This window comes from Flavobacterium adiutor (assembly GCF_048282555.1).
GTDB lineage: Bacteria > Bacteroidota > Bacteroidia > Flavobacteriales > Flavobacteriaceae > Flavobacterium.
Genome location: NZ_CP182487.1, coordinates 4,665,638 through 4,678,558 on the forward strand (window position 1 = coordinate 4,665,638; position 12,921 = coordinate 4,678,558).

General features: G+C 32.6%; 14 protein-coding genes. 6 read left to right on the forward strand and 8 right to left on the reverse strand.

Going from position 1 to position 12,921, the window contains the following annotated elements; genetic code table 11:
* Window position 1: 1 nt before the first annotated feature.
* The 6 genes from ACNC7R_RS19725 to xrtF form a co-directional block, all read right to left on the reverse strand.
* Window positions 2-682: a DedA family protein gene (locus ACNC7R_RS19725; RefSeq protein WP_417942735.1), complete on the reverse strand. Its 681-nt coding sequence runs from the start codon at window positions 680-682 to the stop codon at window positions 2-4.
* Between the two features lie 131 nt (window positions 683-813).
* Window positions 814-1,155 carry a heavy-metal-associated domain-containing protein gene (locus tag ACNC7R_RS19730; protein ID WP_417942736.1) on the reverse strand — a complete coding sequence of 114 codons (342 nt, stop codon included), beginning with the start codon at window positions 1,153-1,155 and terminating at the stop codon, window positions 814-816.
* Window positions 1,156-1,201: 46 nt separating this feature from the next.
* Window positions 1,202-3,208 (reverse strand): TonB-dependent receptor plug domain-containing protein, encoded by a 2,007-nt coding sequence (locus ACNC7R_RS19735; protein ID WP_417942737.1) that lies wholly within the window; start codon window positions 3,206-3,208, stop codon window positions 1,202-1,204.
* Between the two features lie 113 nt (window positions 3,209-3,321).
* A complete protein-coding gene (locus tag ACNC7R_RS19740) occupies window positions 3,322-3,714 on the reverse strand; it encodes an HYC_CC_PP family protein (protein ID WP_417942738.1) in 393 nt (130 codons plus the stop codon).
* 46 nt (window positions 3,715-3,760) lie between these two features.
* Window positions 3,761-4,207 (reverse strand): exosortase F system-associated membrane protein, encoded by a 447-nt coding sequence (locus ACNC7R_RS19745; RefSeq protein ID WP_417942739.1) that lies wholly within the window; start codon window positions 4,205-4,207, stop codon window positions 3,761-3,763.
* Window positions 4,197-4,733 carry an exosortase family protein XrtF gene (gene xrtF, locus ACNC7R_RS19750; protein ID WP_417942740.1) on the reverse strand — a complete coding sequence of 179 codons (537 nt, stop codon included), beginning with the start codon at window positions 4,731-4,733 and terminating at the stop codon, window positions 4,197-4,199. Before xrtF ends, ACNC7R_RS19745 begins: the two co-directional genes overlap by 11 nt.
* A 71-nt stretch (window positions 4,734-4,804) precedes the next feature.
* Between xrtF and ACNC7R_RS19755 the strand changes: the two genes are divergently transcribed.
* The 5 genes from ACNC7R_RS19755 to ACNC7R_RS19775 all read left to right on the forward strand — a co-directional run bounded on the left by ACNC7R_RS19755 (window position 4,805) and on the right by ACNC7R_RS19775 (window position 9,797).
* On the forward strand, window positions 4,805-5,260 hold the full coding sequence (locus ACNC7R_RS19755; protein WP_417943200.1) for a GAF domain-containing protein: 456 nt from the start codon (window positions 4,805-4,807) through the stop codon (window positions 5,258-5,260).
* 35 nt (window positions 5,261-5,295) lie between these two features.
* Window positions 5,296-5,997 carry a hypothetical protein gene (locus ACNC7R_RS19760; protein WP_417942741.1) on the forward strand — a complete coding sequence of 234 codons (702 nt, stop codon included), beginning with the start codon at window positions 5,296-5,298 and terminating at the stop codon, window positions 5,995-5,997.
* A gap of 146 nt (window positions 5,998-6,143) precedes the next feature.
* The gene (locus tag ACNC7R_RS19765; RefSeq protein ID WP_417942742.1) at window positions 6,144-7,115 is read left to right on the forward strand and encodes an energy transducer TonB; all 972 of its coding nucleotides are present in this window, start codon (window positions 6,144-6,146) and stop codon (window positions 7,113-7,115) included.
* A 104-nt stretch (window positions 7,116-7,219) separates the two neighbouring features.
* Complete coding sequence (gene rpsO / locus ACNC7R_RS19770; protein WP_008466503.1) at window positions 7,220-7,486, forward strand: 30S ribosomal protein S15; 267 nt, start codon at window positions 7,220-7,222, stop codon at window positions 7,484-7,486.
* 175 nt (window positions 7,487-7,661) lie between these two features.
* Complete coding sequence (locus ACNC7R_RS19775) at window positions 7,662-9,797, forward strand: polyribonucleotide nucleotidyltransferase (RefSeq protein ID WP_417942743.1); 2,136 nt, start codon at window positions 7,662-7,664, stop codon at window positions 9,795-9,797.
* A gap of 85 nt (window positions 9,798-9,882) precedes the next feature.
* On the opposite strand, the gene ACNC7R_RS19780 is transcribed toward ACNC7R_RS19775, so the two are convergent.
* Together ACNC7R_RS19780 and ACNC7R_RS19785 are read right to left on the reverse strand one after the other, a co-directional pair.
* The gene (locus ACNC7R_RS19780; protein WP_417942744.1) at window positions 9,883-10,722 is read right to left on the reverse strand and encodes a hypothetical protein; all 840 of its coding nucleotides are present in this window, start codon (window positions 10,720-10,722) and stop codon (window positions 9,883-9,885) included.
* Between the two features lie 46 nt (window positions 10,723-10,768).
* Window positions 10,769-11,836 carry a fatty acid desaturase family protein gene (locus ACNC7R_RS19785; protein WP_417942745.1) on the reverse strand — a complete coding sequence of 356 codons (1,068 nt, stop codon included), beginning with the start codon at window positions 11,834-11,836 and terminating at the stop codon, window positions 10,769-10,771.
* A 106-nt stretch (window positions 11,837-11,942) separates the two neighbouring features.
* Between ACNC7R_RS19785 and ACNC7R_RS19790 the strand changes: the two genes are divergently transcribed.
* A complete protein-coding gene (locus ACNC7R_RS19790) occupies window positions 11,943-12,905 on the forward strand; it encodes a hypothetical protein (RefSeq protein WP_417942746.1) in 963 nt (320 codons plus the stop codon).
* Window positions 12,906-12,921: the final 16 nt, after the last annotated feature.

A 12,921-nucleotide genomic window follows, 5' to 3' on the forward strand; every position in this document is an offset into this window, starting at 1 on the left:
ATTAGATTTTCTCAATTGGTCTTTTCTTTAAAAGTTTCAATAAAACAGGAAATGTAGAAATAATTACAATGATTATAATGATATATTCGATATGATGTTTAAGATCGATTCCTTGTTTTAAAAACACACCATATAAGTAATGGCCTGCGAAAATCAATATAAAAGACCATAGAAAAGAACTTAAGATATTATAAAACATAAATTTCTTTTTATCCATAGAGACTATACCTGCAATAATAGGCGCAAATGTTCTGAAAATAGGCAGAAATCTTGCATAAATAATAGCTTTACCTCCATACTTTTCGAAGAAGTCCTTCGATTGTAAGAGGTATTTCTTTTTAAACCAAAAAGTATCTTCTTTTTTGAATAAATAATAGCCGCTTTTGGCGCCAAACCAATATCCAGTCATATTTCCTAAAACTCCCATTATAGCTACCATAAATGCTAATAAAAAGACGTTTACAAAATCATTAGAAATATAGACCATATTCTCTATCAATTCACGACTATAGATTCCCCCTAAAAACAATAAGCTGTCTCCTGGCAGAAAAAAGCCAGCAAAAAGTCCTGTTTCAGCAAAAACGATAAATAAAACAATAAATAAACCAATCTGAAAACCACCAATACTTAATGTGATGTAAAATTCAGGGTTTATTAATTGAGTCCAGTCGAAATTATTCATATCAGGTTTGGTTACATTTATTAGTTGGTGAAAGTAACAATAATTTAATTTAACCACAATAAAATGCGGTATTTTAAAGATAAATTAACTATTAAAAAAGCCCGGGCTTTTTTAAATACCCGGGCTTCTGATTATTCTCTTTCATACTTACAGCAACTATGCAAATTATCATAATCCTGCTGAGTTGCTTTTACTTCTTTGGTATCATGACCAACCTTAGCAACAGCTTTATTTAAATCAGCTGTTGATGATTTTTCTTCATTTAAAATTACTGTCAGCTGGTGTGAACTAATATCCCAATTAGCTGTTTTTACACCCGGAACACCAAACGCTGCTTTTTCAATACGTTTTTTACATTGTTCACAATTGCCATTTACCTCTGTAGTGTATTTTAAATTTTTATTTTTTTTAGTTTGTGCCTGAGCCGAAAACCCTAAAAAAGTTACTATTGCTATTAAAATTAAATTTTTCATTTTATAAATATTTATTGTTGTTGATTTTTGAAATTGATAATTGTATTTATTTTATTTTAAATCGTAAGCCTGCATAATACATCTGCCCAAAAATTGGTGCATATGCAATTGAAGCATCAAAGTTCGCACCAAAGGGATCTTCTGCACCCAAAATTGCCTTTTGCTGTTTGTAATTACCAATATTCTCCCCTCCTGCATATACTTCAAAAACAGGAGAAAAAACTCTGGTAACCTGAACATTCATGACAGCATAAGAAGGTGAAAATTCTGAAAATCGGTCAGCTTCAGGATTTGATGCCGTGTAGGGTAACTGTTGTTTTCCAGACCAGTTAAAGGTGTAATCAAATTTCCATTGTTTATCAACATTTAACTGCGTTTCATATTCAAGATTCCCTAGAAAACGATGTTTTGCCTGCAATGGTCTCTGGAAAGCTCCTCTTAAATAATCTGTTTGAATATCATAGTATTTATAGGCCGTTCTTAAATTCAGATTATGAATCAACTCATAATTAAACTCTAGCTGTACACTATTTGCGAATGAATTTCCTTTTAAATTATAAAACAAAACTTCCTGTGGGCTCTGCATCAAATCGACTACTGCCTGATTTTGAAAATCGGTTCTGTAAATATCAAAACCCACTTCAGCATTTTTATTGAAAAGCTTGAATTTCTGAGAAAAACTCACACCATAATTCCATGCAATTTCAGGATTTAAACCATAAATTTTTCCATTATTATCCAAAATTGAAAAGGCTCTGGAACTTGCAAAAAGCTGCTGATTCTCTGCAAAAATATTAGCAGATCGTTTTCCTCTTCCGGCAGAAAAACGAAGTACTCCATTTTTCCATGGATTGTATCGCACATGCAGACGAGGCGTTACAAAAAAACCTAAACGGTTATGATTATCGACCCTTCCGCCCAAAATCAAACTAAAATTATCGGTATTATCATAAGTGTATTCAAAAAAAGCACCAACTGAATTATCAATTCGGCTATAATCGGTTGCATTTACAAATTCCTGATATTGATCGTAGGCAAAATTCAAACCAGCTGTAAACTTATTCATTGTGTTGCTGATTATCGAATTGAAAATCAAATTTGAATAAAAACTATTCTGTTTAATATCATATTGATTTAAACCAAAATAGGAATCTTGTTTATGACTGTTAAAAGCATTTTGGAAACCAATGCTTTGATAAGGCATATCTTTAAAAACGTAACCAATTTTTGTAGAAACATCAAAACGTTCTGTATTGATTTCTGAACCCCAGTGATTCATTGTTCCGCGATCGGTATCTTTATCAAAATCTATCTCACCAGTTTGTTTTTTATCATTCATATACCTGAAATTGATAAAACTTACTAAGCCACTTTCCGGATCATAATATTGATAACGGTTCAAAAGATTGATTTGTTTACCTAATGGATTATCGAGAAATCCGTCATCGTTCATGTCATTTTTTGCTACACGCGTATTTCCGTGGAGGAATAAACTTGTTGCCCATTTGTCAGATATTTTTTTATTGAAATGGGTATTCAGTTCAAAACGGGCATCAGTAGAGCCATAAGCATTCAGAAAAAACGGAATGTCATTTAAGGGTTTTAAAAGTTCCGTATTGATTTGCCCCGAAATACTTTCGTATCCGTTAATTACACTTCCGGCACCTTTAGTAATCTGGACGCTTTCAATCCAGGTTCCGGGTGTAAAAGACAATCCATAAGCCTGCGAAGCGCCGCGAACCGAAGGAATATTTTCTTCAGTAATCATTAAATACGGGCTCGTTAAACCCAGCATTTTTATTTGTTTTGTACCTGTTAAAGCATCAGAAAAATTGACATCGATTGATGGATTTGTTTCAAAACTTTCTGCCAGGTTGCAGCAGGCTGCTTTAAGCAATTCCTTGCTCGTAATCACGGTTGTATTAGCAGTAACCGTATAGGATTTTTTAAGTGATTTTTGCTTTTTGGTAACTTTTACTTCCTCTAAATCTTCCTGTGAAAACACAGAAACGGAAAGCAAAACCATCATAAAAAGCACGATATTTTTTTGCATAAAAAAGATTTTAATGTTAATATGAAACTGTATTAAATCTCTTTCTTATAGCAAAAAGAAAGAGCAAAACAGTATAGTACAAACCAAATATGGCTTGCCATTAAACATTAAAATCAGGCGTAAAAAATATATTGATGATAGAGTTGATATAAAGGCGGAGCATTCGCATCAGCATAATACGAAATGATCTCTTTGCTTTTAAAATTTGGAACTGATAAAAAGGCAAGCGGTTTAAATTCGTGAATTACTGCCGGAAAAGCAATCTGAAAAAAGAAAACCTTAAAAGTAGCATCATCTGATTTTTTTTCAAATTTAACCACCTTGTCTTTACAACAGGAAGTTTTTTTTTCTTTAGAACCGCAACATTTTTTTTCTGGAGAAACTGTAGTACTTAATGAAACCGAAGCAATTTTTCCTCCGCAATAATGCACATCAAAAGCAAACCCAATGTTGGAAACCAACAATAGGAACGCTAAAAATACTCCTGTGCATTTCTTTAAATTCATGTTGCAAAATTATTTAAAAAGTCCGGATAAAAAGCTAAATAAAATGTTATTTTTTAAGATTTTGCTGCTGATAATAAAAAGCAGGAACAAACAACAGTACAAAAATTGGCTGAATGATAAATCTTCTTACATAAAAAAGCAGCCAGTTTGCATTGGGAAAAAATTCAAGTATGATAAAAAAAGTTACCAAAAGAGGTACTAAAAAAAACACGTATAAAAACACACTAAACTTGAAGATTTCAATATCCCTGAATAAAGTATAAATAAGTACTAATGACAAAACAGTATTTAATGTATAACGCAGCAAAAGTCCTGCAAAAAGCTTAATATTGTTAACCTGAGGAAATGGCAATCCCTTAAAATCAGACTCAAAATAAACCAAAAAAGGATCGTAGAACAATTTATTTTCGAAAGTCCTGACAATTCCCAGGCACAAAACGACCACAATCGTAATTATGATTTTGAATTTATTTTCGGAAAGTTTATTTAGCATATTTTGAAAATTTGTTTACCCAGAAAACCCATAAAACAAAAACAAATCCATAGATAGTCAACGGAAAAATAACGCCGTGCAAGAGATGCACTTTTTCAGGATAACGAAATAACAAAACAGCCAATAACGCAATTCTGATCACATTCAAAACATAAATAAAAAGAGTTCCTGACAAGATAAACAATACAGTCACTTTAAGTTTTCCGGAAAAAGCGAGCACAAATGAAACAAACAAAATCATTACACTTACTGCATTACACCCTTCTACAATTCGAATAACATAAACTTTATTGTACCAAACCTCTAAATAAGCTCCTGATAAACTTTTCTGAATCAGCACATCGCAATTAAAAACATGCATTAACCAATAGACATTAGAGCCAACAACAGCAGTAATTCCGTCAATATTATCTGATTCAAAACCGTTCAGATAGCTTTTATAAATTAGGGTAAGTAAAATATAAGCAGCAAAAAAAGTACCTATGAAAATAAGGAACGGTTTAAATTGTACTAAATATTTTTTCAAAAGATTTTTTTTTCAAATTTATATATTTTTTGAGTTCAGCTTTAAATACTTTTGTAGAAAATTATCACATCATGCTATTTCAGGAATTACAGCCAAAAATTTCAGCTATTGTCGCTCAGGAAAACACAACCAGAGACGAAAAATTACTTTCAGTCTGTCAGTTATTAAATGAAAGTATAGACTATTATAATTGGGTTGGCTTTTATTTTGCCAATCACGACAACAAAACGTTACATTTAGGACCTTATGTAGGTGCAGAAACAGATCATACAGTAATTCCTTTCGGTAAAGGAATTTGTGGTCAGGTCGCTGAAAGTAATGCCAATTTTGTTGTTCCGGATGTTAAGGCTCAGGATAATTATATCGCCTGCAGTTTTACTGTAAAATCAGAAATTGTTGTACCTTTATTTGTAAACGGGATAAATATTGGACAAATTGATATTGACAGTCACGTAATAGACCCTTTTACAGAAGCTGACGAACGATTTTTAGAATTTGTAAATCAGGAAGTTGCCAGATTATTTTAGAAGTCTTATTTTTATTACAAATAAAATAGAACTGAATGAAAAAAAGCCTTTTCATATTATCCCTTTTTTTAATTTCAGCTACTCTATTTGCACAAATTAACATGGTCTCGAAAAAAATTTTTCTTGACTCATTATATCGAGAAGCTACACCTGAAAACTATAGTTACACACGCGTCATTACAAACTATTCCCAAAAAAGCGTCCGCTATGTTGTTACTGATTTCTATAAAAACGGAAGAAAAAAAATGACAGGCACCACTTTAGACAGAGATGTCCTTAAAAAAGACGGAGAATTTATCTATTATTACAAAAGCGGCACAAAGGAATCTGTTATAAATTTCAAAGAAGACCATAAAGAAGGTAAAGAAATAAACTGGTACGAAAACCAAAGCAAAAAATCTGAAAAACAGAATATTTGGAATCTTAAAACAAAAACTGTTCAAACTTTAATTCTAAATTTTTGGAATGCAAATAAAGAACAAACCGTAGTAGATGGAAATGGTGAGTATGAAGATACAGATAATTTTATAACAGAAAAAGGAACTATTAAAAATGGTTTAAAGCAAGGCATCTGGCAGGGAAGTGATGCCGAACGTAAAATTACATTTACTGAAGATTATGATAAAGGAATTTTAATTTCAGGAGTAAGTGTAGATGAAAATAACATCAAACTTTCCTATTCCTCTTTAGCTGAAAAGCAATTCAGTAAAAAAACAGCTTCTAAATCAATCAAATAACTTTTCGTGTCTTATGAAGATCGTTTTGAATAAAGTAAAAAAACAGCTTCAAAATCAATCAAAATAACTTTCTCAATTATGTAGCAAACAAGTTGTTGAATTGTATTAAAAATATTACATTCGTTTTTTTAAACAACCGAAAATTTATGAAATCGATTTTGTTTTCTTTGTTATTTCTTGTTATTCCGAAGATTGTTTTTTCGCAAGTTCCACAAAACAATGAATTAGTACTTTCTCCGGACGATAGTTTTATTTATTTAGACTCAACCAGCTCAGAAACCAAATCAAAAGATTATATGTATGTCAGAGTCGTGAAAGATGCTAAATTAAAAAAAGAAAATTACATTGTTCAGGAATATTATCGCTCAGGATCTTTACGAATGCAAGGAATTTCAACAACTTATATCGGAACCCCGAAAGAAGGTGAAGTAACCTATTATTATAAAAATGGGACAAAAAAAACAGTCACAAATTACATGAAAGGGCGAACCAATGGCAGAAGTACTGAATGGTACGAAAATGGGAACAAAAAACTTGAAGGCGAATATATTGAAGATAACAAAAAACGCACAACACATTTTAAAATAAATGAATTTTGGGATAAAAATGGTGCGCAAAAAGTAACAAATGGAAACGGATTTTTCGAAGATACAGACGAAAATCAATCTTCAAAAGGATCTGTAAAAAACGGATTTAAAGATGGAAATTGGGAAGGTTCGTCCGCAAGTCCGAGACTTACTTATAAAGAAAAATATAATGAAGGAAAATTAATTTCTGGCGAAAGCTGGGACAAATACAATATGTCTTACAAATACACCGAAACTGAAATCAGACCGACACCAAAAGGCGGTATGTCAAGTTTTTATCAGTATGTTGGAAAAAACTATAAACTACCCAATATGCCTCAGGGTACTAAAGGAAAAATCTATGTTACATTTGTAGTTGACAAAGAGGGAAAAGTAACAGAGCCGAGAATTATTAAAGATATCGGTTACGGCACTGGGGAGGAAGCTTTACGAATTTTAACTAATTATGATGGTTTCAACCCGGGAGAACAAAGAGGACAAAAAATGAAATGTTTATACTCACTGCCCATTACTATTCAATCTGCAAATTAAAATAATTCATAATTTATAATTCATAATTCATAATTATTATTTATTTTTGCACCCGTCTTACAAAAGATGTACGACATACATAAAAATCATTAAATAATATTGGAATGTATTTAACTAAAGAAAAGAAAGAAGAGATTTTTGCACAACACGGTGGTGCAACAAACACTGGAAGCGCAGAAGGTCAGATTGCATTGTTCACTTACAGAATTTCACACTTAACTGAACACTTGAAAAAAAATCGTCACGATTATAACACTGAGCGTTCTCTTGTACTATTAGTAGGTAAAAGAAGAGCTTTGTTGGATTACTTGAAAAAGAAAGATATCAACAGATATCGTGAGATCATTAAAGTATTGAATATCAGAAAATAATCAATATAAGGAAAGAGGTGCGAGAGTGCCTCTTTTTGTTTTTACAAAAAAGAAGTCTGACAGGGCTTTGCATAAGAAAAAAAGTTTGGTTTTTCATTGGGTTTTAGACAACAACAACTACACACAACAACTACAACACAACTAAAACCCATTGTATAATCAATTAGGAAAAATTATGATTCCACAATTATTTGTAGAAAAGATCGATTTAGGTGATGGCAGAAGCATCACAATCGAGACAGGACGTTTAGCAAAACAAGCTGATGGTTCTGTAGTAGTTAGAATGGGCGACACTATGATACTTGCAACAGCAGTTTCAGCTCGCACCAGCAACCCAGGCGTTGATTTTTTACCATTAACGGTAGATTACCGCGAAAAATTTGCAGCAGCAGGTCGTTTTCCAGGAGGTTTCTTTAAAAGAGAAGCACGCCCAAGCGACAGCGAAGTATTAACCATGAGACTAGTAGACCGTGTTTTACGTCCGCTTTTCCCAGACGATTACCATGCTGAAACACAAGTTATGATTCAATTAATGTCTCATGACGAAGAAGTTATGCCAGATGCCTTAGCAGGTTTAGCTGCTTCTGCAGCGTTAGCAGTTTCAGATATTCCATTTTACAACTTAATTTCTGAAGTTCGTGTTGCGCGCATTGACGGGAAATTAGTAATTAATCCAAGCAGAGAAGAATTAGAGAAATCTGATATCGACATGATGATCGGAGCTTCTATGGATTCTGTTGCCATGGTTGAAGGTGAGATGAAAGAAATTTCAGAAGCTGAAATGATCGAAGCTATTAAATTTGCTCACGAAGCTATCAAAGTTCAAATTCAGGCTCAATACCGTTTACAGGAAGCTTTTGGCAAAAAAGAAATCCGTACTTACGAAGGTGAGAAAGAAAACGAAGAAATTTACAAAAAAGTAAGAGAAGCGGCATACGATAAAATTTATGCTATTGCAAAAGTAGGTTCAGCTAAACACGAAAGAGGCGCCGCATTTGCTGAAGTAAAAGAAGAAGTAAAAGCTTTGTTTACTGAAGAAGAATTAGCTGCTGATGGTGATTTGGTTGCTAAATATTTTTACAAAACAAACAAAGAAGCTGTTCGCAACGTAGTTTTAGAATTAGGAGTTCGTTTAGACGGAAGAAAAACTACAGATATCAGACCAATCTGGTGTGAAGTTGATTACTTGCCAAGAGTTCACGGATCTGCTTTATTTACTCGTGGTGAAACTCAGGCTTTGGCAACAGTAACTCTTGGAACTTCAAGAGAAGCTAACCAAATTGATTCTCCATCAGAACAAGGTGAAGAGAAATTCTACCTTCACTATAACTTCCCTCCTTTCTCTACTGGTGAAGCAAAACCACTAAGAGGAACTTCAAGAAGAGAAGTTGGTCACGGTAACTTAGCTCAAAGAGCATTAAAAAACATGATTCCTGTAGATTGTCCTTATACAATCCGTGTTGTTTCTGAGGTTTTAGAATCTAACGGTTCTTCTTCTATGGCAACAGTTTGTGCCGGAACAATGGCATTATTAGATGCCGGAGTTCAGATGACAAAACCAGTTTCCGGAATTGCAATGGGACTAATTACTGACGGCGAGAAATTTGCTGTATTGTCTGATATTTTAGGAGACGAAGATCACTTAGGAGATATGGACTTTAAAGTAACCGGAACCGCTGACGGTATTACAGCCTGTCAAATGGACATCAAAATTGATGGCTTACGTTATGACATCATGGAGCAAGCTTTAGCTCAGGCTCGTGAAGGACGTTTGCATATTTTAGGAAAAATAACGGAAACAATTGCTGCACCAAGAACTGAAGTAAAAGCACACGCACCAAAAATCATTACCAGAACTATTCCTGGAAACTTTATTGGAGCATTAATTGGACCTGGTGGAAAAGTTATTCAGGAATTACAAAAAGCTACCGGAACTACCATCGTAATTAATGAAGTTGACGAACAAGGTATTGTTGAAATTTTAGGAACTGATCCGGAAGGAATCAAAACTGTATTGGCTAAAATTGACGCTTTGACTTTCAAACCTCAAATAGGAGAAGCTTATGAAGTAAAAGTGATTAAAATGTTAGATTTTGGGGCTGTTGTTGAATACACTGATGCGCCAGGAAACGAAGTATTGCTTCACGTATCTGAACTAGCCTGGGAGCGTACAGAAAACGTTGCAGACGTAGTTAAAATGGGAGATGTTTTCCAAGTGAAATACTTGGGAGTTGATCCTAAAACCAAAAAAGAAAAAGTATCTAAAAAAGCACTTGTTCCAAGACCTCCGCGTGAAGAGAAAAAAGAGTAATCAGATCTTAGTTTACTAAAGGTTTATTTATAGAAAACCCCAAATTCAGATAAATGAATTTGGGGTTTTTCGATTCGATCAATTGCTAAATGCTTCTTTTCCTGAACTGCCAGTTAAAAATAGGAAGCCTGCGTTTTCCGTTTGTATTCCAAAACCCAAATTGCATTCCTCTCAATTCTTTAGAGTTATTAAACAGGCCAATCTGAATTCCATTATGTCTTCGTGAAACATTCGAAATCCCAATCTGAATACCATTCCCAAAATCAGATAAATTAGCTAAACCTGAAATACTTAACCCGTTGAAATTTTTAGCATTTAATATTCCTCCAACAGAAAATCCATTCATTACATTCATTCCCGAAAATATCGAAATATTAACTCCTCTCAATTCTGCCCCTCCCATAAAACCACCCGAACTCACATTTAAGCCATTCATCTTTATATAGGTTTCTATTTTATCATCAAAAAAAGCTACATTACTGATAACGTTATCGTTGATTCCAACAAACAAAGACTCAAAAGGAACATTAATAGAAAAAGAAATGAGAGCTAACGATACAGGACTGGCTTCAATATTTAACCCATTAATTACCTGGAGTGTAATATTTTGATTTTCAAAATGACCAGCCCCCAGAGCAAAACCATTTACTTTATTAACTCTTTTAGAAATTGGCGACAAGCTGAAAATTTTAATACTATCATTTCTTAAATTATTATCAGATTTCCATCTGAAATAATCCAGCTTTATTTCTTTTCCATGTAATATTACCGAAGAATCTGCAGCAATATTGTTTACCGGTGTAGGATTATCTGTCACTTTTAAAAAATTATGCTGTCCAAAACTCAATACACTGAACATTATTATAATTAAGGTATATTGACATCTTCCTGGTTTTAAAACTCCTTTTTTATTTAATATTTTCATGATTTTTTATTTTAATTAAACGTTAAAACCTTTTCTTATTATAAAATTAACGCTTGCCCATTTTGTGTAAATGCTTAAAATGTGAAAACATCATTTCAAATAAAGTCTTATGATAATAAGGTTGTTTGAATTCTTTTGTTGTTTCTTCAATAATTTTATTTATCTCACTATAGTTCGTGTGGCAGATATTAGGAAAGAGATGATGTGCCGCATGACAATTTGAACCACCGCTTAAAAACCTTGCCCAGCTTTTATCTGCATCCCAATCACAGCTTGTATGAAGCTGATGAACAGCCCAAGTATGTTCTAAAAACTCTCCTTCAGGCTGGGGATAATCAGCACCATCAAAAAAATGCGTCCCAACAAGCATAATTATAAAAATCAAAGATGTAAAAGCACTCGCCGTAAGATACGTTAGCACAATAAAAGCCCACGAAAAGTCTGCATATAACAATGGGAATACTAAGACTAGAGAAAAATAAAAAACTTTATAGAGTAGAAACCTAAAATATAATTCAATCTTAAAAATACCTCTTTTCATCCAGTCGTATTCATTTGAAAACAAATACATCCAGTCACTCATAAAAACAGAATGCAGCAAAGTAAACATATAAACAAATGGCGCATAATATGCCTGATATTTATGCTTTGGTTTCCAAGGATGCGTTGGACTGAGCCTCAAAAATGGATTTTTATCTATATCAATATCACTCCCTTCAACATTTGCATACAAATGATGTGACCGAATATGTCTTAATCCCCAAAGTAAAGGATCAATTCCCACTGTAAGAAAACTAAAAAAGTGTAAAACTGAATTTGCTTTTTTATTTCTGAATGCCGTATCGTGAGACGCATCATGTCCAAAACTAAATCCGATCAATAATCCTGACAATTGAAAAACCACATATAAAAGCCAAAAAATAGTTTTATCAATATTCAAGAATAACAACGAATAAGACGAGTAGCAAATTAGAGTCCAAAATAAACCTTTAAACCAAAATCTTGCATCTCCATATGAAACCGTTTTACCTTTGAGTTTATCATTAACTTTTTCTTTTAAAGCAAGAAAAAATAGTTTTTCATCTGCCGATTTATTGAAATATTTAGCTTTCATAATTATAGATTATTTTAAAATTACACAGCAAACCTATTGCAATTATCACATCTGAATTTGCAAAAACTAATAAAAGTATTTTCTATATTTGTGATTATCGCAAATTATGAAACATCAGGAATCTTTTTTAAAAGCAATTAGAAGTAAAGTTTCTAAGTCTGAATCCTTAATAGACGAAATCGCTGCTATTCTGGAAATCAGCTATGATGCATCGCATAGAAGAATTTCACAAAAAAGTAAATTTTCTATTGATGAAACCATCAAACTTGCTAATCATTTTAATATTTCATTAGATAGTTTATTCTCAAAAAAAGAGAAGGTTATTGTCGAAAAAACAATTGAGATTACAACAATGAAAGACATGCTGGAATATTTCAAATCATCGGCAGAACAAATCGAAATATTGACAAAAAACACCGGCACAACTTTGTTTTATTCCGCTAAGGACATTCCACTATTTTATTTTATGGAAGGAACTATTCTTTCAAAGTTCAAAGCTTTTGTATGGCTTAATCTTTTAAGCAACAGCCAAAAAAAAGTTTCATTTGAAAATTTCGTAGTAGAAGAATCTTTTTCTGAATTTATGCAGAAATTAAAAAAAGCTTACGAAACGACCTATGTCAATGAAATTTGGAACGACACTACTATAAACAGTAGCTTGCAGCAGATTTTATATTTTCATGAAGCTGGTCTGTTAAATCTAAACAGTGCAAATGCATTATGCAAAGATTTGAAAAGAATTATAAATCTGATACAGGAAAAATGCAATAATCCAACTAACAATTTTACAATTTATTACAATGAGCTTATTTTGTTAAACAACAATATGCTCATTGAAACTGAAGAAAAACTTACCATGTTTGTTCCTTATACATTATTAGGTTATTTTATTACTGATAATGAGGAAAGCTGCAAAAATGTGCATCAGTTTTTTAAACAGCAAATTATCAATTCAAAACCCTTGGGACAATCTGGAATTAAAGAACAGAACATTTTTTTTAACCGTGCAAACAGAAAGGTAGATTATTATATAGAAAAGATAAACTCTCAGGTGGATTTATTTTTTTAAACAGAAAGCTATACTT

What these genes read in the sequence shown, in the direction of transcription:
- ACNC7R_RS19725 (WP_417942735.1), bottom strand. Translation starts at nt 682, where the DNA reads ATGAATAATTTCGACTGGACTCAATTAATAAACCCTGAATTTTACATC.
- ACNC7R_RS19755 (WP_417943200.1), top strand. Translation starts at nt 4,805, where the DNA reads ATGCTATTTCAGGAATTACAGCCAAAAATTTCAGCTATTGTCGCTCAG.
- ACNC7R_RS19785 (WP_417942745.1), bottom strand. Translation starts at nt 11,836, where the DNA reads ATGAAAGCTAAATATTTCAATAAATCGGCAGATGAAAAACTATTTTTT.
- ACNC7R_RS19735 (WP_417942737.1), bottom strand. Translation starts at nt 3,208, where the DNA reads ATGCAAAAAAATATCGTGCTTTTTATGATGGTTTTGCTTTCCGTTTCT.
- ACNC7R_RS19780 (WP_417942744.1), bottom strand. Translation starts at nt 10,722, where the DNA reads ATGAAAATATTAAATAAAAAAGGAGTTTTAAAACCAGGAAGATGTCAA.
- ACNC7R_RS19740 (WP_417942738.1), bottom strand. Translation starts at nt 3,714, where the DNA reads ATGAATTTAAAGAAATGCACAGGAGTATTTTTAGCGTTCCTATTGTTG.
- ACNC7R_RS19765 (WP_417942742.1), top strand. Translation starts at nt 6,144, where the DNA reads ATGAAATCGATTTTGTTTTCTTTGTTATTTCTTGTTATTCCGAAGATT.
- ACNC7R_RS19730 (WP_417942736.1), bottom strand. Translation starts at nt 1,155, where the DNA reads ATGAAAAATTTAATTTTAATAGCAATAGTAACTTTTTTAGGGTTTTCG.
- ACNC7R_RS19775 (WP_417942743.1), top strand. Translation starts at nt 7,662, where the DNA reads ATGATTCCACAATTATTTGTAGAAAAGATCGATTTAGGTGATGGCAGA.
- ACNC7R_RS19745 (WP_417942739.1), bottom strand. Translation starts at nt 4,207, where the DNA reads ATGCTAAATAAACTTTCCGAAAATAAATTCAAAATCATAATTACGATT.
- ACNC7R_RS19760 (WP_417942741.1), top strand. Translation starts at nt 5,296, where the DNA reads ATGAAAAAAAGCCTTTTCATATTATCCCTTTTTTTAATTTCAGCTACT.
- ACNC7R_RS19790 (WP_417942746.1), top strand. Translation starts at nt 11,943, where the DNA reads ATGAAACATCAGGAATCTTTTTTAAAAGCAATTAGAAGTAAAGTTTCT.
- rpsO (WP_008466503.1), top strand. Translation starts at nt 7,220, where the DNA reads ATGTATTTAACTAAAGAAAAGAAAGAAGAGATTTTTGCACAACACGGT.